This is a genomic window from Sphaerisporangium sp. B11E5 (assembly GCF_039871875.1).
Lineage (GTDB): Bacteria > Actinomycetota > Actinomycetes > Streptosporangiales > Streptosporangiaceae > Sphaerisporangium.
The window spans coordinates 1-24227 of the sequence record NZ_JBDPMD010000067.1; the positions used below are offsets into that span (position 1 = coordinate 1).

General features: G+C 70.8%; 26 protein-coding genes, 1 tRNA gene, 1 other RNA gene and 1 pseudogene. 15 read left to right on the top strand and 14 right to left on the bottom strand.

All coding sequences use genetic code 11. From position 1 onward, the window contains the following. Positions 1–367 precede the first annotated feature (367 nt). Positions 368–889, bottom strand: coding sequence for an N-acetyltransferase (locus tag ABGB17_RS35605; protein WP_347638163.1), 522 nt, complete (start codon positions 887–889; stop codon positions 368–370). A gap of 270 nt (positions 890–1159) precedes the next feature. Between ABGB17_RS35605 and ABGB17_RS35610 the strand changes: the two genes are divergently transcribed. Continuing rightward, on the top strand, positions 1160–1474 hold the full coding sequence (locus ABGB17_RS35610; protein ID WP_347638165.1) for a hypothetical protein: 315 nt from the start codon (positions 1160–1162) through the stop codon (positions 1472–1474). Between the two features lie 73 nt (positions 1475–1547). Here the strand turns inward: ABGB17_RS35610 and ABGB17_RS35615 are convergent, their stop codons facing one another. The 3 genes from ABGB17_RS35615 to ABGB17_RS35625 all read right to left on the bottom strand — a co-directional run bounded on the left by ABGB17_RS35615 (position 1548) and on the right by ABGB17_RS35625 (position 3212). Next, positions 1548–1820 carry a hypothetical protein gene (locus tag ABGB17_RS35615; protein WP_347638167.1) on the bottom strand — a complete coding sequence of 91 codons (273 nt, stop codon included), beginning with the start codon at positions 1818–1820 and terminating at the stop codon, positions 1548–1550. A 122-nt stretch (positions 1821–1942) separates the two neighbouring features. Continuing rightward, positions 1943–2266, bottom strand: a complete 324-nt coding sequence (locus ABGB17_RS35620; RefSeq protein WP_347638169.1) for a type II toxin-antitoxin system VapB family antitoxin — start codon at positions 2264–2266, stop codon at positions 1943–1945. Between the two features lie 67 nt (positions 2267–2333). After that, positions 2334–3212 (bottom strand): neutral zinc metallopeptidase, encoded by an 879-nt coding sequence (locus ABGB17_RS35625; protein WP_347638171.1) that lies wholly within the window; start codon positions 3210–3212, stop codon positions 2334–2336. A gap of 236 nt (positions 3213–3448) precedes the next feature. On the opposite strand from ABGB17_RS35625, the gene ABGB17_RS35630 reads away from it, so the two are divergent. After that, positions 3449–3661, top strand: coding sequence for a hypothetical protein (locus ABGB17_RS35630; protein ID WP_347638173.1), 213 nt, complete (start codon positions 3449–3451; stop codon positions 3659–3661). An 11-nt stretch (positions 3662–3672) separates the two neighbouring features. On the opposite strand, the gene ABGB17_RS35635 is transcribed toward ABGB17_RS35630, so the two are convergent. From ABGB17_RS35635 to ABGB17_RS35645, 3 genes and pseudogenes are all read right to left on the bottom strand, one after another. After that, positions 3673–4119: a hypothetical protein gene (locus tag ABGB17_RS35635; protein WP_347638175.1), complete on the bottom strand. Its 447-nt coding sequence runs from the start codon at positions 4117–4119 to the stop codon at positions 3673–3675. Between the two features lie 148 nt (positions 4120–4267). After that, positions 4268–4870: pseudogene (locus ABGB17_RS35640) on the bottom strand (class I SAM-dependent methyltransferase); the annotation flags it as partial. Between the two features lie 124 nt (positions 4871–4994). Next, a tRNA-Ser gene (locus ABGB17_RS35645) sits at positions 4995–5080 on the bottom strand. Between the two features lie 138 nt (positions 5081–5218). On the opposite strand from ABGB17_RS35645, the gene ffs reads away from it, so the two are divergent. The 7 genes from ffs to ABGB17_RS35680 all read left to right on the top strand — a co-directional run bounded on the left by ffs (position 5219) and on the right by ABGB17_RS35680 (position 11916). Next, an RNA gene (ffs, locus tag ABGB17_RS35650) (signal recognition particle sRNA small type) lies at positions 5219–5314 on the top strand. 112 nt (positions 5315–5426) lie between these two features. Further along, complete coding sequence (locus tag ABGB17_RS35655) at positions 5427–7517, top strand: DNA polymerase III subunit gamma and tau (RefSeq protein WP_347638177.1); 2091 nt, start codon at positions 5427–5429, stop codon at positions 7515–7517. A gap of 491 nt (positions 7518–8008) precedes the next feature. Then, complete coding sequence (locus ABGB17_RS35660; RefSeq protein ID WP_347638179.1) at positions 8009–8356, top strand: YbaB/EbfC family nucleoid-associated protein; 348 nt, start codon at positions 8009–8011, stop codon at positions 8354–8356. Positions 8357–8361: 5 nt separating this feature from the next. Continuing rightward, positions 8362–8961: a recombination mediator RecR gene (gene recR / locus ABGB17_RS35665; protein ID WP_347638181.1), complete on the top strand. Its 600-nt coding sequence runs from the start codon at positions 8362–8364 to the stop codon at positions 8959–8961. Beyond that, a complete protein-coding gene (locus tag ABGB17_RS35670; RefSeq protein WP_347638183.1) occupies positions 8954–9484 on the top strand; it encodes a DUF5063 domain-containing protein in 531 nt (176 codons plus the stop codon). Before recR ends, ABGB17_RS35670 begins: the two co-directional genes overlap by 8 nt. A 90-nt stretch (positions 9485–9574) precedes the next feature. Beyond that, on the top strand, positions 9575–10852 hold the full coding sequence (locus ABGB17_RS35675; RefSeq protein ID WP_347638185.1) for an aspartate kinase: 1278 nt from the start codon (positions 9575–9577) through the stop codon (positions 10850–10852). After that, positions 10849–11916 (top strand): aspartate-semialdehyde dehydrogenase, encoded by a 1068-nt coding sequence (locus tag ABGB17_RS35680; RefSeq protein ID WP_347638187.1) that lies wholly within the window; start codon positions 10849–10851, stop codon positions 11914–11916. The genes ABGB17_RS35675 and ABGB17_RS35680 overlap by 4 nt, the downstream gene beginning before the upstream one ends. Before the next feature lie 19 nt (positions 11917–11935). Here ABGB17_RS35680 and ABGB17_RS35685 read toward each other — a convergent pair whose 3' ends face one another. Then, entirely contained in the window at positions 11936–12862 is a 927-nt protein-coding gene (locus ABGB17_RS35685) for a hypothetical protein (RefSeq protein ID WP_347638189.1), read from the bottom strand. 154 nt (positions 12863–13016) lie between these two features. Here ABGB17_RS35685 and ABGB17_RS35690 point away from each other — a divergent pair, with 154 nt between their 5' ends. The 3 genes from ABGB17_RS35690 to ABGB17_RS35700 all read left to right on the top strand — a co-directional run bounded on the left by ABGB17_RS35690 (position 13017) and on the right by ABGB17_RS35700 (position 15216). Further along, positions 13017–13694, top strand: a complete 678-nt coding sequence (locus tag ABGB17_RS35690) for a TetR family transcriptional regulator (RefSeq protein WP_347638191.1) — start codon at positions 13017–13019, stop codon at positions 13692–13694. Positions 13695–13775: 81 nt separating this feature from the next. After that, positions 13776–14735, top strand: a complete 960-nt coding sequence (locus ABGB17_RS35695) for an LLM class F420-dependent oxidoreductase (RefSeq protein ID WP_347638193.1) — start codon at positions 13776–13778, stop codon at positions 14733–14735. Positions 14736–14829: 94 nt separating this feature from the next. After that, positions 14830–15216: a YkvA family protein gene (locus ABGB17_RS35700; RefSeq protein ID WP_347638195.1), complete on the top strand. Its 387-nt coding sequence runs from the start codon at positions 14830–14832 to the stop codon at positions 15214–15216. A gap of 54 nt (positions 15217–15270) precedes the next feature. On the opposite strand, the gene ABGB17_RS35705 is transcribed toward ABGB17_RS35700, so the two are convergent. The 4 genes from ABGB17_RS35705 to ABGB17_RS35720 form a co-directional block, all read right to left on the bottom strand. Continuing rightward, the gene (locus tag ABGB17_RS35705) at positions 15271–17655 is read right to left on the bottom strand and encodes a M48 family metalloprotease (protein WP_347638197.1); all 2385 of its coding nucleotides are present in this window, start codon (positions 17653–17655) and stop codon (positions 15271–15273) included. Between the two features lie 419 nt (positions 17656–18074). After that, complete coding sequence (locus tag ABGB17_RS35710) at positions 18075–18500, bottom strand: hypothetical protein (protein ID WP_347638199.1); 426 nt, start codon at positions 18498–18500, stop codon at positions 18075–18077. A gap of 245 nt (positions 18501–18745) precedes the next feature. Then, positions 18746–19942, bottom strand: a complete 1197-nt coding sequence (locus ABGB17_RS35715) for an amidohydrolase family protein (protein ID WP_347638201.1) — start codon at positions 19940–19942, stop codon at positions 18746–18748. Positions 19943–20117: 175 nt separating this feature from the next. Continuing rightward, positions 20118–20936: an SURF1 family protein gene (locus ABGB17_RS35720; RefSeq protein ID WP_347638202.1), complete on the bottom strand. Its 819-nt coding sequence runs from the start codon at positions 20934–20936 to the stop codon at positions 20118–20120. A 241-nt stretch (positions 20937–21177) separates the two neighbouring features. Here ABGB17_RS35720 and ABGB17_RS35725 point away from each other — a divergent pair, with 241 nt between their 5' ends. Beyond that, positions 21178–21786, top strand: coding sequence for a VC0807 family protein (locus ABGB17_RS35725; protein ID WP_347638203.1), 609 nt, complete (start codon positions 21178–21180; stop codon positions 21784–21786). On the opposite strand, the gene ABGB17_RS35730 is transcribed toward ABGB17_RS35725, so the two are convergent. After that, on the bottom strand, positions 21783–22274 hold the full coding sequence (locus tag ABGB17_RS35730) for a helix-turn-helix domain-containing protein (protein WP_347638205.1): 492 nt from the start codon (positions 22272–22274) through the stop codon (positions 21783–21785). The two genes, ABGB17_RS35725 and ABGB17_RS35730, sit on opposite strands and share 4 nt — an antisense overlap. Before the next feature lie 204 nt (positions 22275–22478). On the opposite strand from ABGB17_RS35730, the gene ABGB17_RS35735 reads away from it, so the two are divergent. Further along, entirely contained in the window at positions 22479–22916 is a 438-nt protein-coding gene (locus ABGB17_RS35735) for a GNAT family N-acetyltransferase (protein WP_347638207.1), read from the top strand. A gap of 125 nt (positions 22917–23041) precedes the next feature. Beyond that, positions 23042–23632, top strand: a complete 591-nt coding sequence (locus tag ABGB17_RS35740) for a TetR/AcrR family transcriptional regulator (RefSeq protein WP_347638209.1) — start codon at positions 23042–23044, stop codon at positions 23630–23632. A gap of 5 nt (positions 23633–23637) precedes the next feature. On the opposite strand, the gene ABGB17_RS35745 is transcribed toward ABGB17_RS35740, so the two are convergent. Beyond that, entirely contained in the window at positions 23638–23964 is a 327-nt protein-coding gene (locus tag ABGB17_RS35745) for a hypothetical protein (RefSeq protein ID WP_347638211.1), read from the bottom strand. Positions 23965–24227 lie beyond the last annotated feature (263 nt).

Here is a 24227-nt window from a genome sequence, read left to right on the forward strand (position 1 = left end):
CGATGACCGCCCATAACTCGTCACTGACCTCCCACGGCTTCAGCCGCGCCACGACCCACCCCTCTCGCCACCGCTACAGCGAGAGATCAAAGCACAACAGAGATCATTCTGTTAGGAGCTCTAAGTGATCGTTCGGCGCCGATTGGTCACAGAGTCGGTCACCAACACGGTCCTACTTGGTCCGACAGGGCCGAACGGCGGGTAAAGCAAGGTGCTGTTTTGGTGGCGAAACGCCTACGGGGTCCTACGGGTTCCTACGCGGCCAGACGGGCGCTGTGGGAGTTCAAATCCCACCTCCACCGCCAGCGACGAAGGGCCTCCGACCGGGCGCGACCGGGGGGAGGCCCTTCGTCGTTCTCCGCGGTGGTCACAGGTCCTGGAACGGCGCGGCGTACGTGAAGGGGCCGCGCAGCTCGGGGGTGTACGTCGTGAGCGGGCGGGCCTGGAAGTGGGGGGCCCAGCCGGGCTCCGGCGGGGTGACACCGAGATCGGCCGCGGGGCGGAAGCCGAAGCGCGGGTAATAGTCGGGGTGGCCGAGCAGCACGACCAGGGGCTCGCCCAGCGCGTCGGCCGCGCCGAGCACGGCGTGCATGAGGGCGTGGCCGACGCCCTTGCGCTGGTGGCCGGGCCGCACGCCGAGCGGGCCGAGGCCGAGGGCCGGTCGCGTGCCCACGTGGGCCCGGGTGCACACGACATGACCGATCACCGCGCCGCCGGGGTCCTCGGCGACCAGCGACAACTCGGGCAGCCATCCGTCGCAGGCGCGCAGCGCGTCCACCAGGCCGGCCTCCGGCGGGGTCGCGCCCGGGGCGTACATGCCGGCGAACGCGGCGAGGTGGAGGGTGTGGATCTCGGGGACGTCGGCGGGGTTCTCTCGTCGTACCAGCACGGAGCAAGGCTTGCCAGGAGCGCCTCGCCGCGTCAAGCGAATTAACCGCGGCGGGCGTTCCCTCTCCGCATCTGGCGAATGCCCCTTGGATTCAAGAATTTCCGGCGAATGCCCCGACCAAGGCTTTGCCGCTGCCGGGCTCTTCGCTGTATTTCTCCAGGTTAAGGTGATATTGGATATTTTCGGCGTCGTTTTCGTGGAATACCGAATACGACGCTCCGAGCGCCCGGGAAAGCCTGGGACCGACCACTCGATTCGGAGTGATCTCATATGCTCAGACATACTCTCGCCGCAGGCGCCCTGGTGGCCTCCGCCCTGGTCATCCCCGGGGCACTGGCCCTGAACTCCGCCGCCGCCTCCACCACGAGCCCCGCCGTCGCCGCGGCGTCCTCCGCGCCCGGGACCGGCCTGCAGGCGCCCTGCAAGGGCAAGCGCTGCAAGAACAACGGTCACAAGAAAAAGAAGAACAAGAAGCACAGCAGCGGCAAGTACAAGAAGCACAGCAGCGGGAAACACAAGAAGCACAGCAGCGGCAAGCACAAGAAACACGGCAGCGGGAAACACAAGTCGCACGGCGGTCGCTGACCGCCGTCCGGACACCGGTGCTCCGTCGCCCCGGAGGGACTTCCCCTCGCGGGGCGACCCCGGTGGCCGGGGCTCAGCGGTGGGTGGGGTCGTCGTCGCCGTCCCGCTCGGGCGGCGTCTGCGTGGCGTCGTTCTCGCAGGACGGGAGGAGAGGCAGGCCCTCGCCGGCGGCCGGGCCGCGCGGCACCTGCCGCGGGATGGTGTACCCGGTGTCCTCCGGCCGCAGGACCAGCGCCATGAGCTGGTCGACCAGCCACTCCGCGGGTTGCTCGCGCAGCCGGCTCCGCACCCGGTCGCGCAGCTCTGCGGCGAGCTCTTCACGGACCTGCGCCACGATCTGCGTCACATCTCGCATTGGTATCCGCCCGAGGTCGAGTTCAGTGTCGCCCCTGCGACGGTGGCAGCTTAGGAAGCGCGGGCCGGGCGGCGGGGCGGGACGGGAACTCTTTTACCTGCGGTGTACGCGACTCATTCGCTGTCCGCCTCCTGTCCGGCGGGCGCGTCGACGTCCAGGACCCGTGCGTGCAGTACGGAACGCTGGTGCAGCGCCGCCCGCAGCGCGCGGTGCAGGCCGTCCTCGAGGTACAGCTCCCCGCGCCACTGCACGACATGGGGGAACAGGTCGCCGTAGAACGTCGAGTCCTTGGCGAGGAGCGAGTGCAGGTCGAGCACGGCCTTGGTGGTGGTCAGCGTGTCCAGCCGCACCTGGCGCGGCGGGATCTGCGCCCATTCACGATGCGACAGACCATGCTCTGGGTAAGGGCGTCCTTCGCCGACTGACTTAAAGATCACGCTAGTCAGTTTAAGAGAGGTTCGAGCATCAGCCGTGCCGATGGGTCCTCGATGACCTTGCGCTGGGTCAGATATCACCGGAGAAGGTGTCGCACCGGCCCGGGGCGCCCGACTCGTAGCCCGTGGTGAACCACTTCATCCGCTGCTCCGATGTGCCGTGGGTGAACGCCTCGGGATCGACGCGGCCCTGGCTGCGTTCCTGGATCCGGTCGTCACCGACGGCCGCGGCGGCGTCCAGGGCCTCCTGGATCTCGGCCCGGGTGAAGTCCTTATCGTAGAACCCGGTGCTCACCGCGTTCTTCGCCCAGACGCCCGCGTAGCAGTCGGCCTGCAGCTCCAGCCGTACGGACCCGCTGTCCGGGCCCTGCTGGTCGCCCTGGGCCTTCTCCATGGCGCCGAGCAGGTTCTGCACGTGGTGACCGTACTCGTGCGCGATGACGTACGCCTGCGCGAACGGGCCGCCCTTGGCGCCGAACCGGCTCTGCAGCTCGTCGAAGAAGGTCAGGTCGAGGTACACCCTCTGGTCGCTCGGGCAGTAGAACGGCCCGACCTGCGAGCTTGCCTGCCCGCACCCCGTGCTGACCGCCTGGGAGAACAACACGGTCCTCGCCGGGGTGTAGCCGCCCGACCCCTCCTGGTCGAAGGCGCCGCCCCAGTACTGCTGGATGCTGTTCACGATGCCGACCACCCGGCACTCCTCCGACTGGTCCGCGTCCGCCCCGGTCCGGCACTTGTCGGCGAGGTCCGACGTCGGCTGCACGCCCCCTGGGTCGCTCCCGCCGCCGCCCATGATGTCCCCCGGGTTGACCCCGAACAGCAGCGCCGCGATCAACGCGATGATCCCCGCCGCGCCGCCTCCGATGGCGATCCCGCCCTTGCCGATCCCGCCACCACCACGGTTCTCGACCTGCGAGGCATCAAGATCGACATTATCCCTGAAGTCCATCGCTCTGAACCCCTTTGTCCCACCCGCCGACCGGGTGTCCCCCTTTGAGTGCCCCCCAGCCAATCGATCATGCAAATCCGGGCGTCCTCCCAGCTCACTCCCCCCACCCCGTCAACCACTCCCCCGCCCCCACCCAAGGAACCCCCACATCCCCGCGCGTGATCATGAAGCAGCGGCCACCCCTCGTTACATTCCCCGCTGATCACCGATTCTCGACATCCGACGGGGTGACCACCATGCCGCCAGACCTCCCACCCCCCGCGTACTTCCACCGCAGCACCCCCGTGATGTCCACGACGGCCTGGCTGAAAGACCTCACCAGGTCCCGCGCCCCCCTGATGGCCGCCCTGGCCCTGACCGCCGCCACCACCACCGGCCTGACCTTGGCCCTCACCCCCACCTGCCCCGTCCCGCCCCCCGCCCACTCCACCCCCTCCACCGGCCCGTGAACGCGACGGCACTAGCTTCGCCGGCTCCCGCGTCGTGACCGGACCCCCGCCACCGTCATGATCAGCAAGAGGACTACGAACAGTCCCGTGGCCCCCGTCACCAGGGGATTGACGAAGCCGGGAACGAGGTCAGGCCCGCAGGTGGTGTCGTGAAGGGGCCACATGGTCTGGACGCCGCCGGCCGGCCCCTGATGGCCCGGTGAGTAGAGATCGTGCCGCGCGACGTGACACCGGTCGCCGGGGTCCGTCACCGCGCCGAAGGTCGTGCCGGCGAGACCGTATCCATAGGTGGCGACCGCGATGGCCCCCGCGGCGGCCATGACCGCCCAGACGGCTCCCCGCTTCGCGGACGCGCGGAAGTAGAGGTACCCGGCCAGCGCCGCCAGCGCCGGCCCCGCCACTGCGATCAGTGGCCAGCAGAGTGTCAGCAGCAGGAGAAGAATGAAGAGGAGTGCCATGCGCCCAGACGTGAGAACGGAACCGGACAGACCGCGGTCCGCATGAACGTACCCCATGACCTGGGGTGAAGGGCCACCGCCGGCGGGCACTGAGCGACGAACCCCATGGGGGAGGCGATCTCAACGGCCCTGTGTGACCACGGGGTGGTCACGTGCTCGTGACGAGGCGATAGCCGAGGTCGAGGGTGTCGGCGTCGAGGAGATCTTCGTGTCGTTCGTGCCAGCGTCGAGTGGTGAGGTCCATATCGAGGCGTCGCATCGCGTGCCCGACAAGGTGCTGGTCGAGACTGGCCAGGGAGGAGATGGCGGCACGGACGTGGAGGTCGAGGTAGGAGTGCGGCCGGCTCCAGTACGCGCCCAGGAAGCCGTCCGTGCAGTCGGCCGGCACCGGCACGGGGATGACGCTCACTCGTGCGCCCTCGCGCCGGAACCAACTCTGGACGACGTCGAGACAGGCGAGTCCGGCCTCCGCTTCGGCGATCTGCGGGAGGTACTCGTCGACCAGCCAGAATCGTGCGGTGACGGCGGGGTCCCAGGTGAGGACGATCTGCCGGTCGGACACTCGCCGCAGCTCGGCGAGGCCGGCCGCCGCGTCGGTCCAGTGGTGGACGGTGAGGATGGCCATCGCGGCGTCGAACGACTTGTCAGGGACCGGGAGGGACTCGGCGTACCCCTGGATGACCGGCGCCGAGCCGGGGGGACGCTGGCTGATCATCACCGCCGACGGCTCCACGGCGGTGACCTGCCGGCTGCGGGGCTCGTAGGAGCCACTTCCGGCGTCATGCCCAGTCGGACGCCTGACTGAGGCCCAGACACACGTAGGGCCCGGGTTGGATCTACCCGGGCCCTACGCGTTCTTGCTGCTCAACCAAGCGCGGAGGATAGGAGATTCGAACTCCTGAGGGGTTGCCCCCAACACGCTTTCCAAGCGTGCGCCCTAGGCCAACTAGGCGAATCCTCCGCCGAGAAGCTTACCGGACTTCCGGGTCGGTGGAGACCAGGGTTTACGGGGAATCGTCCGGGTGGAGGGTGGAGGGAAGTCGAGAGAGGGTTCGGGGCGGGAAGGCCGCGAGTGGTGCTGGGCGGGGCTAGACTGTTTCAGGACCCCTCGCATGGCGTCATCCTGTGAACCTCCCCAGGGCCGGAAGGCAGCAAGGATAAGCGGGCTCTGGCGGGTGTGCGAGGGGTCTCGTCGCCGGGGAACCGGGACGGTGTCGCGTGCAAGGGCGTCGCGGGGGGAATGGCGGGCGCCGGCCGGCGCGGCTCTTCGGCGGTTGACACTCCGGCCCCCTAGGCGAGGAGACGGCATGAGTCTCGCCCTCTACCGCAAATACCGCCCTGGGACGTTCGCTGAGGTCAAGGGACAGGAGCACGTCACCGAGCCGTTGCGGCAGGCGCTCAGCACGGGGCGGATCAACCACGCTTATCTCTTCAGCGGGCCGCGCGGGTGCGGGAAGACGTCCAGTGCGCGCATCCTGGCACGGTCGCTGAACTGCGAGAAGGGGCCCACGCCCGATCCGTGCGGCGAATGTGACTCGTGTGTGGCGCTGGCGCCCACCGGGGCGGGGCACCTCGATGTGATCGAGATCGACGCGGCGTCGCACGGTGGTGTGGACGACGCGCGTGATCTGCGGGAGCGGGCGTTCTTCGCGCCGGTGTCCGCGCGGTTCAAGATCTACATCATCGACGAGGCGCACATGGTGACCCGTGAGGGGTTCAACGCGCTGCTGAAGCTCGTCGAGGAGCCGCCGCCGCACCTCAAGTTCGTGTTCGCGACGACCGAGCCTGAGAAGGTCATCGGGACCATCAAGTCCCGCACGCACCACTATCCGTTCCGGCTGATGCCGCCGGGGACGCTGCGGGGGTTGCTGGAGGAGATCCTCCGGTCGGAGTCGGTGCCGTACGAGGCGGCGGCCCTGCCGCTGGTGGTGCGGGCGGGAGCGGGGTCGGCCCGTGACTCGTTGTCGATCCTGGACCAGTTGCTCGCGGGGGCGGACGAGGCGGGGATCACGTACGCGCGGGCGGTGTCGCTGCTCGGGTACACCGACGGCGATCTGCTGGACGAGATGATCGCGGCGTTCGCGGCGCGGGACGGCGGGCGGGTCTTCGGGGCCGTGCACCGGGTGATCGAGGGGGGGCACGATCCGCGGCGGTTCGCCATGGATCTGCTCGAGCGGTTCCGGGATCTCGTGGTGCTGGCCAACGTTCCCGACGCGGCGGGCAGCGGGTTGCTGGACCGGCCGGGGGACGAGCTGGAGCGGCTCACGGGGCAGGCGGCCTCGATGGGGCCGGCTGAGCTGACGCGGGCCGCTGAGGTGTTCAACGCGGGGCTGACCGAGATGCGGGGGGCCACGTCGCCTCGGTTGCTGCTGGAGTTGATGTGCGCGCGGGTGCTGCTTCCCGGGGCGGGGCAGGGAGAGTCGGCGTTGCTGGCGCGGTTGGAGCGGCTGGAGCGTGGGGGGGTCGTGGCTGCTGCCCCTCGCGCGGTGCCGTCTTCCCCGGCAGGCGATCCGGAGGTGCTGGCGCAGCCGCAGGGTGGGGCCGTGGTCCCGCCGCAGGACGTGGCGGTGCCGCCGCCTCCGGCTCGGGCGGCCGGCGATCCTTCGCGCCGTGCGGACTCCGGGGGCGTGGAGGAGCGTGCCGCCGAGGAGTGGCCCGCCGCCGTACGGGCCGGCGCGCCGCGGCCGACGGAGGAGGCGCCGGCTCCTGCGCCGGTGAGGGCTCCGGCGGGTGGTGGTGCCGTTCAGCAGGCGTGGCCGCAGATTCTCGAGATGCTCAAACGGCGCTCGCCCGCCGTGTGGGCGAACGTCAACACCAACGCCCGGGTGGTCGGGGTCGAAGGTGATCTGGTCACGCTCGCGTACACCCAGGTCGGTGCTCAGCGTTACTTCGTCAACGGTGGCAAGGACAGTGTGGTCGCGTCCGCCATCGGCGAGGTTCTCGGCGGCAACTGGCGGGTGGAGGCCGTGCTCGGCAACGGAGGGACGGCCGGTCCGCCCGCCTCCGCGCCGGCCGTACGGCAGCCTCGCCCCGCGCCGTCGCCCCAGCCGCAACGCGCTCCGGCGCCTGAGCCCGCCCCGGTGAGGACGCAGGCGCCGCCTCCCGTGGACGAGTCCTGGCCCGACGCCCCCTCTGACGACGAGGGCCCGGGTCCCGGCCCCGGCTCGGGTTTCGCCGCCGCGCGCTCCGCCGCCCAGGCCGCCCAGTCCCGCCCGCCCAAGTCGGCGGCCCACGGCTGGCCCGACGCCGTTCCCGGCCGCTCCACCGCGCCCTCGGGGGAGGCCGATGAGGTCGATCCCGACAACGACGCCGACGCCGACACCGACGAGCTGACCGGGATGGCCCTGGTCCAGCGCGAACTCGGCGGCACCGTCATCAACGAGATCGACCACTCCTGACCCGTCACGGTGTCCGTCCGGTTTCCCGCCGCACACAGCGCCGTCCTCCGCCGTCGTGGTGTTCGCCCCGCGGCGCCATGGGGACGGGTGGGGCCGGCGTTCTGAGGTGTGGCGTCCGGCCGTGGGGTGGCCTACGGCCAGTTGCCCAACGGGGAGCGGCTTGCGGTTGTGCACGGGGTGGGGCGGGGGGGTTGGTGAAGTGTGGGGAGGGGGGGGGGGGGGGGGGGGGGGGTGGGGCGGGGGGGGGGGGGGGGGGGGGGGGGGGGGGGGGGGGGGGGGGGGGGGGGGGGGGGGGGGGGGCGGGGGGGGGGGTGGGTGGGGGGGGGGGGGGGGGGGGGGGGGGCGCGGGGGGGGGGGGGGGGGGGGGGGGGGGGGGGGGGGGGGGGGGGGGGGGGGGGGGGGGGGATTCCTGGCGGGGGGCGGCGGGGGGGGGGAGGTGGGGGACGCCGTAGGCTCGGGGGACACGCGGAAGTCATGAGGAGCGCACGATCGTGAATCCAGGTGATGTCAATCTCCAGCAGTTGCTGGAGCAGGCGCAGCTCATGCAGCAGCAGCTCGCTACGGCTCAGCAGGAGCTGAACGACGCACAGGTCGAGGGGTCGGCCGGTGGGGGGCTGGTGGTCGCCACGGTCAACGGCGGGGGGGAGCTGCTGGAGCTGAGGATCAGCCCGGCGGCGGTAGATCCCGGTGATCCGCAGGAGACGGCGGACACGATCGCCGATCTGGTGATCGCGGCGGTGCGCGACGCGGTACGGGCGGCGGGTGACCTTCAGCAGGAGAAGCTCGGGCCGCTCGCGCAGGGGCTCGGCGGGGGCGGACTCCAACTGCCGGGGTTCTAGCGGCCATGTATGAAGGCGTCGTCCAGAACCTGATCGACGAGCTCGGGCTGCTCCCCGGCGTCGGTCCGAAGAGCGCGCAACGGATCGCGTTCCACCTGCTGGCCGCCGACCCGGCCGACGTGAAACGGCTCGCGCACGCCCTCCTCGAGGTCAAGGAGAAGGTGCGCTTCTGCCGTGTCTGCGGCAACGTCGCGGCCGAGGAGGAGTGCCGCATCTGCCGGGACGCCCGCCGCGACCCCCACGTCATCTGCGTGGTGGAGGAGTCCAAGGATGTCGTCGCCATCGAGAAGACCCGGGAGTTCCGCGGCCGCTACCACGTGCTCGGCGGCGCGATCAGCCCGATCGAGGGCGTCGGGCCGGACGATCTGCGCATCCGTGAGCTGATGACGCGGCTCGCGGACGGCCAGATCACCGAGCTGATCATCGCCACCGACCCCAACCTGGAGGGCGAGGCGACGGCCACTTATCTCGCAAGGCTCGTCAAATCGATGGGTTTGAAAGTGACACGATTGGCCAGCGGTCTGCCCGTGGGCGGCGACCTCGAATACGCAGACGAGGTCACATTGGGCCGCGCTTTCGAAGGACGGAGGCTGCTGGATGTCTGACGAGTGGAAGGCGCTCGCCGATCGCGTCGCGGCACACGCGCAGAACTACCTCGACGGCCTGACCCGGCTGGCGGGCGGTGAGGGCGGCGACGCCATCCTCCCCATGTTGCTCGTCGAGGTCTCGCAGGTCAGCCTGGCGGGCGCGCAGCTCGGCGCGGCCGAGGACGTGATCCTGCAGGGCAATTTCGAGCCGGCCACCGGCCCGGACCCCGACCTCGACGGTGTGCGCACCGCACTCGCCACCCACCTGGGCGAGGTCGACGACTACGCCGAGGTGTTCGACCCCTACAAGGACACGGTCGTCACGCCGTACCGCCTGTCGGACGATCTCGCCGCCGTCGCCGCGGACCTCGTGCACGGCCTCGGCCACTACCGCGCCGGCCGTCCGCTGGAGGCCCTGTGGTGGTGGCAGTTCTCGTACTTCAACACCTGGGGCAACCACGCCGGCGCGGCCATGCGGGCCCTGCAGGCTCTGGTGGCCCACGCCCGTCTTGACGTGGTGGAGGAGTCCACGATCGCCTGATCCGTCCACATGGTGGTTATTCGATTCGGCCCTTCCAAGGGCGTCGATAGACTGTGAGCTCCGCTGTCTGAACCCTTGGGGAGACATCCCGTGGCGCTCGTTGTCCAAAAGTACGGTGGTTCCTCCGTCGCCGACGCCGCCCGCATCAAGCGGGTCGCCCAGCGGATCGTCGCGACGAAAAAAGCCGGCAACGATGTCGTGGTGATCGTGTCCGCGATGGGCGACACGACGGACGAGCTGCTCGACCTCGCGCAGCAGGTGTCGCCGCTGCCCCCGGGCCGCGAGCTGGACATGCTGCTGACCGCGGGCGAGCGCATCTCGATGGCGCTGCTCGCCATGGCCATCGCCAACCTCGGCCACCAGGCGCGGTCGTTCACCGGTTCCCAGGCCGGTGTGATCACCGACTCGACGCACGGCAAGGCGCGCATCATCGACGTGACCCCGGGCCGCATCCAGGAGGCGGTGAACGGCGGGCAGATCGCGATCGTCGCGGGCTTCCAGGGCGTCTCGCAGGACACCAAGGACATCACCACTCTCGGCCGCGGCGGTTCCGACACCACGGCCGTCGCGCTGGCGGCGGCGCTCGGCGCCGACGTCTGCGAGATCTACACCGATGTCGACGGCATCTTCACCGCCGACCCGCGCATCGTCGCGGCCGCGCGCCAGATCCCGCGCATCTCCTACGAGGAGGCCATGGAGATGGCCGCGTGCGGCGCCAAGATCCTCCACCTGCGGTGCGTGGAGTACGCCCGCCGTTTCGACCTGCCGATCCATGTCCGTAGCTCGTTCAGCAGCAAGGAAGGCACGTGGGTCGTCTCCGCTCCCAACACTGATGAAGGAAACGAGATGGAACAGCCGATCATCTCCGGTGTCGCGCACGACCGGAGCGAGGCGAAGATCACAGTGGTCGGCGTCCCCGACAAGGTGGGAGAGGCGGCCGCGATCTTCCGCACCCTGGCCGACGCCGAGATCAACATCGACATGATCGTGCAGAACATCTCGGCGGCGGCCACGGCCCGCACCGACATCTCGTTCACGCTGCCGTCCGCGGACGGCACGGTCGCGGTCACGGCGCTCAAGCGCATCCAGGACCAGATCGGGTTCGAGAAGATCCTGTTCGACGACCAGATCGGCAAGGTGTCCCTCGTCGGCGCGGGCATGCGCTCGCACCCGGGGGTCACCGCGAAGTTCTTCGGCGCGCTGGCCGACGCCGGGGTCAACATCGAGATGATCTCCACCTCGGAGATCCGCATCTCGGTCATCGTCGGCCAGAACGAAGTGGACGCCGCGGTCACCGCCGCGCACGCCGCGTTCGACCTCGACGCCGACCAGGTCGAGGCCGTCGTGTACGGGGGGACCGGTCGATGAGCGAGCAGCGCAAGCCCACCCTGGCCGTCGTCGGCGCGACCGGCGCCGTCGGCACCGTGATGCTGGACATCCTGTCCGGCCGGCCCGACGTGTGGGGCGAGATCAGGCTCATCGCGTCGGCGCGGTCGGCGGGCAAGTTGCTGCGGGTGCGTGGCGAGGACGTCGCGGTGGTCGCGCTGACCCCCGAGGCGTTCGACGGCGTGGACGTCGCGATGTTCGACGTGCCGGACGAGGTGTCCGCCGAGTGGGCGCCGGTCGCCGCGTCCCGTGGCGCGGTGGTCGTCGACAACTCCGGGGCGTTCCGCATGGACCCCGACGTGCCGCTGGTGGTGCCCGAGTGCAACGCCGAGCAGGTGGGTGCCCGGCCGAAGGGCATCATCTCCAACCCGAACTGCACCACGCTGTCGATGATGGCCGCCCTCGGCGCGCTGCACCGGGCGTACGGCCTGCGCGAGCTGGTCGTGGCGTCCTACCAGGCGGTGTCAGGGGCGGGGGTCACCGGCCCCGCGCGGCTGTACGAGGAGATCGAGGCGGTCGCGGGCAACCGCACGCTCGGCACCGTGGCCGGTGACGTGCGCAAGACCGTGCCGGACCTCGTGGACTCGCCGTTCCCCGCGCCGCTGGTGCTCAACGTGGTGCCGGCCGCCGGGTCGTACAAGGGCGACGGCTGGTACTCCGAGGAGCTGAAGGTCCGCAACGAGTCCCGCAAGATCCTCGGCATCCCCGACCTGAAGGTGTCCGCCACCTGCGTGCGGGTCCCTGTCGTGACCACCCACTCGCTGGCGGTGCACGCGACCTTCGCCGGGCCGGTGACGGTCGCGGACGCCCGCGCGGTGCTGGAGGCGGCGCCCACCGTGGTCGTGCTCGACGACCCGGAGAACGGCGTGTTCCCGACTCCGGCCGACGTGGTCGGCACCGACCCGACCTACGTCGGCCGCATCCGTCAGGCGCTGGACTTCCCGAACACGCTCGACATGTTCGTCTGCGGTGACAACCTGCGCAAGGGCGCGGCGCTGAACACCGCGGAGATCGCCGAGCTGGTCGCCCGGGAGTTCACCTCCTGACCGCCGCCGGGCCGGGGCGTCAGGTGAAGGCGATGTCCCAGTGGCTGGGCTCGTCGGCGTACACCGTGTGACCGGTCGGCCGGTACTCGTGGTAGAGGCCGGCGCCGTCTCCTCTGACGGTGCCGGACCTCTTGCCGCGGATGAACCGGTCGATGCACTTGTTGTGCTCGATGTCGATCTTGTAGCCGCTGCCGTGGCTGCGCGGGCCGTGCGCGTGCCCGGTCTCGGTGCCGCCGGTGACGACGACGCGGCAGCCGCTGCGGCGCTTCAGGTCGACGACACCCCAGAGCGTGCCGAGCCGCACCCGGTCCAGCGACGTGCAGGTGGGACGGTGCCGGTCGACGCAGTTCCCTGAGGAACGCCAACCGAGGCCCGCGTGTTTGAGCCGGTTCGCCGCCTGCTGGTGCGGGAGCCGAAGGTCCCGGAAGAGCTGGTGCTGCCGCCACAACACCGGGCTGACCCGTCCGGTCACCAGGCGTGCCTTCAACGCCTCGACGGCCTTGGCGGCCTTGAGGGCCTTTGTGGCCTTCACGGCTTTAACAGCCTTCGATGCCTTCCTTGCCTTGGCCGCACTGGCCGAAGCTTTGGCCTTCTTGGTAGCTGTGGTGGCTTTCGTCCCTTCAGGGGCCTTGGCGGCTTTCGCCGTTCCGGAGGCCGGCTTGCGCTGGGCCTTGGCCTGCTTGCCCTGGCGGGCGAGCCGGTGCGCCGGAGCGGCCTCGGTGTGCTCGGCCCTGCGCCACGTGCGGGCGGCGTGGCCGGCCTCCAGGCCGGGTGACGAGTACAGCCCGACGCGCGCGTGGGCCGGAAGACTCCTCGACACGGCCGAGCTGCCGTCGGCCGAGGCGGGCACCGGGGCCGAGGCCAGCGCGGTCATCGTGATCTGCACGGCGAGCAGCGCGCTGGCACCAAGCCACGCGGGCCCCCGTGTACCGGGATGCGAACCCATATAGATCCTCTGTTGCACGGGCGCCCCTCCGCCAAGAGGATCTATCCCACCCGCGGAAAGTGACGACTCCACTGCTCTGTGGGTTTTGGTCGGAATATGGCGGCCATGCTGTGCGTCTGTGACCTTGACCGTCTCCGGGTCGTACAGTGGGCCCGTGGCCGATTCGACGCCGAGAGCGCGTGGGGGAGAAAAGACCCGGCAGGTCATCGTCGAGACGGCCCTTCGCCTGTTCAAGGAGCGGGGATACGAGGCGACGACGATGCGGGTCATCGCCGCCGAGGCGGGCGTCTCGGTGGGGAACGCCTACTACTACTTCTCCTCCAAGGAGCAGTTGATCCAGGCGTATTACGACCAGGCGCAGTCCGAGCACGAGGCGGCGTGCGCCGATCTGCTCGCCCGCGAGCGGGCGTTCGCGGTCCGGCTGCGCGGGGTGCTGCGTGCCTGGGTCGAGGTGTCCGAGCCGTACCACGAGTTCGCGGTGAAGTTCTTCAAGCACGCCTCGGAGCCGGACAACCCGCTCAGCCCGTTCAGCGGGGAGTCGACCCCGGCGCGGGAGGCGGCCATCCGGGTGTACCGCGAGGTGGTGGAGGGCTCGCGGGACCACAAGATCGACGCGGAGTTGCGTGTGGAGCTGCCCGAGTTGTTGTGGTTGTCGTGGCTCGGTGTGGTGTTGTTCTGGGTGCACGACGGGTCGCCGGGGTGCGAGCGCACGTACCGGCTGATCGACGTGATGGTGCCGCTCGTCGACCGGCTGGTGGGGTTGTCCCATGTGCCGGGGTTGCGAGGGGTGACGAAGGACTTCTTGACGGCAGTGCGGGAGTTGCGGGCGTGAGCGGTCCGGGGCGTCGTGGTAGAACAAAGGTCTGTTCGGCATACCGTCCGGTTGGTATGGTCGTGCGCCAGGAGGTGGACAGTGAATCGCTGGGGTGTCACGATCCCGTTCCTCGACCGGGTGATCGCCGAGTCCGGTGACCTGGTGGGCGAGCTGGCCGGTCTCGGGTACACCGACGCGTGGTCCGCGGAGGTCAGCGGCAACGACGGTTTCCTGCCCCTCGCCCTCGCCGCCGGCTGGGCGCCCGAGCTGCGGCTCGGCACCGCCATCGTGCCGGTGTCCACGCGGGGCCCCGGCCTGCTGGCCATGTCCGCCGCCACCATGGCCGACGTCGCGCCAGGGCGGTTCGTGCTCGGCATCGGGGCCTCCTCGCCGGTCATCGTGGAGCGGTGGAACGCGGGGACGTTCGCCGCGCCGTACGGCCGCACGCGTGACACGCTGCGGTTCCTGCGCAGGGCGCTCACCGGTGAGAAGGTGACCGAGCGGTACGAGACGTTCGCGGTGTCCGGCTTCCGGCTGGACCGGGCGCCGAAGGTGGCGCCGAAGATCATGCTGGCCGCGCTGCGGCCGCGCATGCTGCACCTGGCCGCCGAGGAGGCCGACGGCGCCGTCACCAACTGGCTGTCGCCCGAGGACGTGCGGAAGGTGCGGGCCGAGATCGGGCCGGACACCGAGCTGGCCGCCCGCCTGTTCGTCTGCGTCAGCGAGGACGCCGACCGGGTCAGGGAGCTCGGGAAGCGCATGCTGGCCGCGTACCTCACCGTGCCCGCGTACGCGGCGTTCCACGAGTGGCTCGGCCGCGGTGAGGCGCTGCGGCCGATGAGTGAGGCGTGGGCGGCGGGCGACCGCCGCGCGGCACTCAAGGCCATCCCCGACGAGGTGGTGGACGCCCTGATCGTGCACGGCGACGCGGCGACCTGCCGGGCCCGCGTCCGGGAGTACGTGGCGAGCGGCCTGACCACTCCCGTGCTGGCGCCCATCCCCGTCGGCGAGGTCACCGTCCCCGAGGCCGTCCGTGCCCTGGCGCCCACCGCGTCCTGAGGCCGCGGAACTCCGCCGCGGCGGCCGTGCGTTAACGGGAAGCACGCGGGGTAGGGGCCGCGAGCGCGGGGACGGACGACAAAAGGTGGCCACGATGGGCAAGGCTGGACGCGCCGCCGCGACATGGCGGACCTACCGTGACGTTACCCGGCCGGGCTCGCCCGGCCTGATGGCCCGGGTCAGGGCGCTGCCGAGGATGATCGGCGGCACCCTGCGCGGGGAGTACGGCGGCCTGAGCAAGCGCAAGCTCGCCCTGATGGGCCTCGGGATCGTGTACATCGTCTCCCCGATCGACCTGATCCCGGAATTCCTGCCACTGATCGGCGTCACCGACGACTTCGGCGCGTTCCTGTGGCTGATGGGCTCCATGCTCGGCGAAAGCGGCCGCTACCTCGACTGGGAACGCCACCTGGTCCAGGGCCAGGTCCTCCCGGACGACGGCCACCGGCCCCCACAGGTCCCGCCACGGCGTTCCGGCTGACGCGCCGCACGGAGGCGGCGTCCTCGGTGCGACACCCCACCTGCGCCATGGTGGCTACTGCGTGGGATAGATGACGCCGCTCTCCGCCCCCGGCCCGCCGACCCAGGACGTCCACAGCCGCACGACCTCGGGCGAGTGGACCGCCGCGGCCACGAGAAAGGCCAGCGCGAGCACGGTCAGCGTCACCGTCACCGGAGCCGGCAGCCGGACGGGGACCGACGGCATGGTGAGGGCGCCGGCCCTGCCGCGCCATCGCCGGACGGCCACGGACAGCACGACCCCGAGAGCCGCCGCCGGCACGGCCGCGACCACGCCGAGCACCGCGATGACGTGGAGGTCGCCGGCCACCTGCGCGCTCACCGCGGGCAGGCACCGGCCCTGTCCGCCGCCGAACAGGTTGACACACCCCGCCACGGCGTGACTGGTGACCACGCCCGCCGTGCCGATCAGGCCGGTCAGCGACACGGCGAGGAGGGTCAGAACCGGCCGTAGCCGGGTGCTGATCGCCGCCGTGACGGCCGCCACGGCCGCCTGCCCGATGACGGCGATCCACACGCAGGTGTGCCGGTACACCTCCTTGAAGGTCCAGAACTCCCCTTCGAGGGTGCCGCCGTGGCGTACCGCTTCGGGCAGGGCGGCCTGGGCCACGAGAGGAAGCACCAGACCGGCGGCGAGAACGAGCACGCCACCGGCGGCTCCGACGAGCAGAGGCCCTCGCAGGCTGCCCAGCCTCCCGGACCGGGCCAGGGCGTGGACCGGCACCAGCCACAGGAGGGTCAGGCCGGGCAGGGTCAGGGGGTTGGCCGTCACACCGTCGAGCACCGGGAAGGACACCCCGCTCACGTAGGCCCATGCGTCGTACCAGTGATCGCCGGGGGGCATTTCGTAGCGGAAGAAGGGCCGCCAGATCCCCTCGGCGTCGGTGTCGCGGAACGTGTACCAGGCGCTGAACCAGGCGGTGCCGGCCACCACCGCCGCCGCGGTGACGGCGGGCATCGTCCATCTCCGGCCGTCGTCCTCGGACAGGAGCCGGAACGTCACCGACAGGAACCAGGTGGAGAGGACCAACGCACCGGCGGCGAGCAGCACGCCGGTCACCGCCACCTGGCTCCAGTCCATTGCCGCGATCTCGCTCGCGGCGCCGCCCCCCGCGTCGAACCCGAGGCGCTGGACGAAGAACGGCAGCAGGGACCCGGCGAGGAAACCCGCGGCCAGGACGAGCGGGGCCCCCGTCCACAACGACGACGCCGCGCGCCGGGCCGTCGGCACGGCAGCCCGCCACAGGGACACGGTGAGCAGCCCCGCGAGCAAGGGACCGATCAGAAGCGCGGTGACGAGGTCGGCCAACAGGGTGTTCACCCACCGGAAGGTCAGCAGGAGTTGCTGGGAGACAAGCAACTGCACGTTGACCGCGAGCAGGCCGACGATCGGCCCGATCATGGCGAACTCGGGCAGGGAGGGCCGCAGGGCCCCTGCCGGGTGCTCGATCAGATGGGCGCGGCGGCCGGGCGCCGGATGGCTGCCGAACGGCGCCCACCGGGGCGCCTTCGCTGCCCGCGTCCTGCCTGACAGCACCGCGACCAGCGGTCGCGCCGCGGCGCCCTCGTGCGCGGCCGTGCCGTCCGCCTCGATCTCACGCGCCCGCAGGACCGCGTTCCGCGCCAGGTAGACCAGCACGGTCAGCACGGGGATCAGGCCGAACACGTAGGGGTCGACAAAGGCGAACACCACGTCGATCGCGGTGTGGAACCGGACGACGCTCCGGTCGCCTGTCACGCTGGGCGGCGCGTCGAGACCGGCGATGACCAGGTCCGCCGGCAGCCGGAGCACTGGAGCGGTCCAGGGCAGTGCGTGGTAGACGGCCAGGGCGACGACCGGGGCGGCGACCACGACGAGGAAGGACCGCCACAGGCAGATGGACAGGTACGTCTTGTCCACGTCGCGGTTGCGCAGATGGGCCAGCTCGTGCAGCACGATCGCCTCCGCCTGCGGGTCCCCTCGCGACAGCCGTACGGCCAGGCCGAGATCGAGCGCGATGCAGCGCCGTCCGAACCGTCCGAACGCCTGCGCGTCGGACCTCCGGGGATGGGGGGCGAGCAGCCACGTGGGCGGCCGGGTGAGGCGCATACGCATGCGCGCACGTTCCAGGGTGGCGGCGACCGACCGGTGGCGCACCGGGTCGAGAGGGTGGAGCCGGCCTCGCCGGATGATCCACCAGGGGTGAAGCCAGTAGAGCACCAGCGCGAGGCCGTACAGCAACGCCATCCCCAGCACCACCCAGGCGGCGGCATCGAGGAAGGCAGGACGCTGGCAGCTCTCCAGGGCCCGCCTCATCAGCTCGTACTCGCGGATTTTTGCGGGGTCGCTCAGGTCCCACGGCTCCTGAGCTCCCGGGATGATCTCGAAGCAGTTCCACACTCCCAGGAGATACGACTCCAACTTCGCCGGAACCAAATAGTAAATCGGGGTGAATGCCCATAACCCGCCGGCTGTGACCGCGAGAATGAGCAGGATGAACCGGATCGTCGTTCCTGCGGGAGGCCGGTATTCGGGGACATTCGGCAGTTCGGTGATCCCGGATCGTCCCGCCGCATGCCGATCCCGGTCGTGGTCCATTCCCGCCGGGGCGGGAACGCCACGCGCCATGTCCGGCGGACGTTCATCGGCCGGCTTCCCGCCATGGGTGCTGTCCGCCATCGCTACCTCCCGCGGAACCATGCTCGCCCGGGACGGCGCGCTCCCCGGAACACGCCGTCCCCACCCTGTTCGTCAGCCGTCCCGTCCGTCGTCCGCTGTCCCTGCCTGAACGGTGCCTGGGGCGGCACCCGGGAGAAGCATGGCGACGACCGCGTTGGCGATCACTTCGGCCTTCTCGGCCGGCACCCCGTGCCGGCCGAGTGTGCCACCTCCATGGCGACCCCACGCACCCGGGAGAGCTGCTCGGTCGTCAGTGACACCGGCGGGGACGGCAGTGACCCCGGTTCGCCGGGCGCCGCGCCGCCGTGCTCGTCGCCCGCCGTTCTCCCGGCGCCGAACAACCGCCGCAGCGTGCCGGGGACCGCCGACGGTTTCACGTGTTCCAGTGCGTCGCGCACCATGTGATCGGTGACGGCGGTCATGACCGCCAGCGCCACGATCGACAGCAGATCGACCAGCTCGGCGCCGCCGAACCGCAACGGGCCGTCACCAGAGGCGTCGTCCCGCAGCGCCCGCTCTGGATCGGCGAAGTAGACATCGCTGATCTCCGGGAGGAACGGCAGCTCCTCCGGAGCCAGCTGCCTCACGATATTTTCGGCGCCGTAGCGGACAATTGCCTCATCTGTAATGATTTGCGGATTTTTCTTCCCCACGGATGGAAACATGTTTTTCCTTGCAGCCAGAGCTTTCTCCTATTCTTCCGGAAAACTCCGGTGAGGGGAGATGCCGTGACTGTCCCGGAGGTGATAATCACGAGACGCGATCGAAGCACGCCGCGCCTGTTTCCGGCGACACGCACCGGTCAGGTCGCGGTTCTCCTGAAGGAACCGGTTTAGAGCTCCTCCTGGAGGAGCCAGGCGCGGGAAGGCAGGGGGTGGCCGAAGAGGCGGGCGGCGTTGCCGTAGGCGACTCTGGCGATGTCCGCCGGGGGGAGGCTGCCGAGGTTGCGGGCCAGGGTTTGCTGGACGTCGGGCCAGGTGGACTCGGAGCGGGGGTAGCCGCTTTCCAGGACCACGTGTTCGAGGCCCACGGCCAGGCGGACGCCTGACAGGGCGTAGTCGTCCAGGGTGCCGAAGTAGAAGTTGCGGCGGAGGACCTCGCTGGGCTTCAGGCCGCCTTCCCAGGTGGCTTCGCCGGCCACGGGGTGGTCGAGGGCGTAGTCGGCGCGGGCGGCCAGCATGGGGACCCAGCCGACGCCGCCTTCGACCAGGAGGATGCGTAGCTTCGGGAAGCGCAGGGGGACGCCGGACCACAGCCAGTCGGCGCAGGCGAACATCGCGCTGGCGGGGATCATGGTGGTGATCGCCTCGATGGGGGTGTCCGGGGACGGCACCGGGGACCAGGACGAGGCGCCGGTGTGCAGGCAGACGACGGTGCCGGTCTCCTCGCAGGCGGCGAAGAACGGGTCCCAGTGGCCGGTGTGCACGGACGGCAGGCGCATGCGGGTGGGGAACTCGGGGAAGATCACCGCTTTGAAGCCGCGGGCGGCGTTGGCCCTGATCTCCTTGGCGGCGATCTCGGGGTCGGGCAACCACGGCAGCTGGAGGGCGATGATGCGCTCGGGGTAGGTGCCCGCCCACACGTCGCAGTGCCAGTCGTTCCACGCCCGGGTGAGGGCCAGCCCGAGGTTCTGGTCGCGGGTGCGGGCGAAGGCCATGCCGGACTGCACGGCGAGCATGCCGGGGAAGTTGATCGCCGCCCAGATGCCGGCGGTGTCCATGTCCTTGACGCGGGCCTCGATGTCGTAGCAGCCGGGGCGCATCTCCTCGAACCGCACGGGGTCCAGCGTCCACTGCTCGCGGGGCAGCCCGGCTCCGGCGTCCAGCCCGACGCAGGGGTAGCTGCTGCCGCCGTACCGCCAGACCTGGTGGCCGGCGTCGGTCTCGACGACCTTGGGGGCCGCCTCGGCGTACTTCTCGGGAAGGCGGCCCTCGAAAAGATCCGGGGGTTCGATCAGGTGATCGTCCACGCTGATGATCACGTAATCGCGCCGCCTGGGCTCGGGGTCAGGGGGCAGCGATGTGTTCACGAGCAAACCGTATGCCGCACGAATAACACGAGACAAGCTGGGAGGTCTCCGGTTGGTATCCGTTCGCGCGCGGAGAGGCGCCCTGGTGTCAGCGGGTGACTGCCCGAAAACATGACGAATCCCGGACAGGCACTGTCAATGCTCTCCGAGCTCAATGGCACGTTCCCACGCGGGCTCAGGACCCCGGCGCCGTGCGGGCGGCGGCCGAGGGGGCGGCGGAGGTGTCCCCGGGCTCGTCCTGCGTGCCTTCCCGCAGGTCGCGGGCCTCGCGGCGGATCAGCATGACCCAGCCGCCGATCGCGATGCCGATGAACAGCCACCACTGCACGCCGTACGCGAGGTTGAGCCCGCCGCCGGAGCCCGTGTCGGGCTCAGGCACCGGCTCGGGGGCCGAGGCCGCGGCGGGGCGCTGCTCGGCCAGCTCGACGAACCCCCCGAAGACCGGGTACGGCAGGCGCTTGGCGATGCCCGGGGTGTCGATCAGCAGCACCTGTCCGGCGGGCAGGCCGGGTAGATCGCTGATTCCGGTGCTGTCTTCTGTTTCAGCCTGACGTAGCCGGCCGGTGACACTTACCTCACCGGTGGTCGGCGGGGGCACCTCCGGCGGGGTCTCGGCGGTCGGCCCCATCGGCACCCAGCCCCGGTTCACGAGCACCGCCGGGCCGCCCGGTGTCACCAGCGGGGTCAGCACGTAGTAGCCCGGCATGCCGTTCTGCACGCGGCGCCTGACCAGCAGCTCGTGCGCGGGGTCGTAGGTGCCGGTGACGGTGACGCCGCGGAAGCGCAGGTCCGCGGGCACGTCCGCGCCGGGCCGGTCGATCTGTTCCAACGGCACCGGTGCGGCGGCAAGGTTCCGGCCGGCCAGGTCGCTCGCCGCGGACCGGTCCTCGAACCGCCCGAACTGCCAGCGTCCCAGCAGCACGAAGCAGGGGATCAGCACGAGAACCAGCACGTGAAGTGCCAGCCAGCGGGGCGTGAGGAGGAACCGGTACACGCTCTCAGCCTAGGCAGAGGGGCGGCCGGTCCGTGACGCGGTCCGGTTCACGGCGCGGGACGGGCCGGTTCAAGATCTTTGCGAACGGGTCGCGGTGGGCGGGGGCATGTCGTACGGTCGTTGAGGTTTCGTCCTCCGACACCCTCTGGCACCGCCGATCCGCCTTCCGGGAGCCCCCGCCACGATGACCGTGACTTCCCTCGTGCCGCCGTCCGGTACGCGGCACGTTGAGTTGCCCCGAATGTCGGTGCTGGTCCGGCACGCGGTGCCGCGCGTGCTGGAAGCCATGATCCTTCCGGTCGCGGTGTTCTACGTGGGGCTGCTGCTCGCCGGGGTCACCGGCGGCCTGGTCATGGCGGTGGTGTGGGTCTACGGCAGCGCGGCGCTGCGGCTGGCGCGCCGCGAGACGGTGCCGGGCACGGTGCTGCTCGCGATGCTGGCGATCACGGCCCGGGTCGCGCTCGCACTGGTCACCGGCGACCTGGTCGTCTACTTCCTCCAGCCGACGCTCGGCGTCTTCTGCGCGGGTTTCGCCTTCCTGACCACCGCGGGTGCGCGGCGGCCGCTGATCGAGCGGGTCACCACCGACCTCGTGCCGCTGCCGGGCCATCTGGTCGGTCACCCGCGCATGCGGCGGCTGTTCGTCCAGTTGTCCCTGTTGTGGGGCGCCGCGCAGTTCCTCAACGGCACGCTGAGCCTCTGGCTGCTGTTCAGCGCGCCGATCCAGACCTACCTCATCGTTCGCACCGCCGCCGTGGCCGTGCTGATGCTCGTCGCGGCCCTCGTCACGCTGCTGGCGTTCCGGCGGGTGCTCCGGGCCGTGCAGCGTGAGGACGCCCCGGCGGCTTAGCCGGCCAGTCGCGCGCCCGGGCCGGGGCGCGGGGTCACCTCGCGGGGTGAGGGCACCTCGTGGCCCTCGGCGCACACCAGGCGGCCGCTGATCGGCGCGCCGCAGTCGCGGTGGGTGAGGATCACCGGGGGGCCGTCGGGGTCGGCGAGGTAGCGGTCGCCCCAGTGCATGAGGCTCACCATGATCGGGTAGAGGTCGAGGCCCTTCTGCGTGAGGCGGTACTCGTCGCGGCGGCGGCTGCCGGGCTCGCGGTAGGGGACCTTGCTGAGCAGCCCTTCCTCCACCAGCCGGGCCAGCCGGGCGCTCAGGACCTGGCGGGGGGCTCCGGTGCTCGCCTGCATGTCGGCGAACCTGCGGACCCCGCTGAAGGCCTCCCGCAGCACGAGGAAGGTCCACTTCTCGCCGACGACGGCGAGGGTGCGCTCGATCGAGCAGTTCTCCACTCGGAAGACTTCACGCTCGGGCATGGACGAATCGTAGGTCGTCATCTTCATCCTTCCCAACCCTGCTAAGTCTAGTTGACAGACCCAGGTGATTTCCGCAAGGCTGGGTCCATGTTGGGAACCCAGGCGCCGGGCCAGGCTCCGAGCCTCCTGCCCGCGGTGTCCTCAGTGCCATCAGGGTCATCAGGGCCATCACGGCCAGAGCCGGCCGTCGCGCCGTCACCCGTCGTCGAGATCCGGCCGGTGCGCATGGACGACGAGGAACGGGTCGCCGCCTTCATGGCCGGACTGTCGCCGCGCACGCTCACCCAGCGTTTCTTCACCGGCTGCAGCCGCCCGGACCGCAGGCTGGTCCGCGCCCTGATCGCCGCCGGCGGCCGCAGGGACGTGCTGCTCGCCGTGGACGGTGACGAGCGCGTGCTCGGCCACGCCATGGGTTACCTGCGTGACGGCGCCATCGAGATCGCGGTCATGGTGGCCGACGAGTGGCAGGGCCGCGGCATCGGGTCCCGCCTGGTGCGCACGCTGCTGCGGCGGGCCGCCGCGCGCGGGGCGCACGAGGTCGGCATGGACGTGATGGGCGACAACCGCAGGGTGCTCGCCATGATCAAGCGGCACTGGCCGGGCGCCCGCATGCGTGTCGAGTCCGCCACGGTGGAGATCACCGCGCCTCTCGGCCCGCTCTGAGCCGTACGGACGCCGTACGGGCGCCGCGGCGGGAGGGTTCCCGGGACCGCCCTGGAGGCCGTTATTATGGGGGCGCCTCCAGGGCGGTTTGCAGAACAAGGTTCTGTTGAGTCACCATTGACTTCGTGAAGAGCCCGAAGAACGGCCGCGACGGCCGCACCCGCATCATCGAGGGAGCGCTGCGCCGGTTCAGCCAGGACGGCGTCTCCGCCACCACCCTCGCCAGCCTGCGCCAGGAGAGCGGGGTGAGTGTCGGCAGCTTCTACCACCACTTCGCCAGCAAGGAGCACGTCTTCGGGGTGCTCTACGCCGACATCCAGGGCATGTACCAGCGGGTCTTCATCGAGGAGCTGCGCCGCCACGAGAGCGCGCGCGACGGCATCGAGGCGATCGTGGCGATGCACATGGCGTGGTGCGGCGAGCATCCCGAGCGGGCCCGCATCCTGATCAGCGAACGCCCGCCGCGCCGCGAGGAACCCGGCGGCCCGGAGGTCGCCGAGGCGCGCCGCGCGTTCTTCCGCGAGGTGGCCGACTGGTGGCGTCCGCACATGAAGGACGGCGTGCTGCGGCCGGTGGCGCCCACGATGTGCTACGTGTTGTGGCTCGGCTCGGCCACCGAGATGTGCCGTCTGTGGTTCTCCGGCGCCCACCAGCCCACCCAGGAGGAGATCCAGGACCTCTGCCAGGCCGCGTGGAACAGCCTGCGCGTGCCCTGACGCCGCTAGGCCCGGGCGGGCGAGCGGTGCGCGGCGAGCCGGTGGAGCCGGGTGTGCACGTGCCAGACGTCCTCGTCCAGGGAGATGTCCAGCCGCAGGTCCTGGCGGTGACGGCGCAGGCCGGGCACCTTGTAGCGGTCCTGGACGTCGAAACGGCCCCGCCGGGGGTAGCCGAAGCCCAGCGCGTCGGGCAGGACGCGTACGTCGTCGCGGTTGCCGCACCGCGGGCACGTCCAGGCGACCAGATCCATGCCGCGGTTGTAGTCGTGGCAGGCGAGGAAGAACTCGTCGGGCCGGAACCGGGACTCGCACGCGAAGCACGGGATCAGCATGGGATCCGCTCCTAGGACCACAGGGGGCGGGCTTTACGCTCCTTTGATACTGGTACCCACTTGAGCCGCGCTTGCGAACCGCTTACCGCACCCGTGCGCCGGCAAGGCGCTTGACCTGCGCGGGCGGCCCTGTTGATCCCGCGTTGATCCGACGTTGAGCTGGTCGAGGAACCCTCGGAGTCAGGCACGGAGCTCGGGGGGTTCGAGGTCCGTGCCAGGTCCGGCCGGTCGTCTTCGAGAGGCGGCCCGGCCGCCGCGGGTCG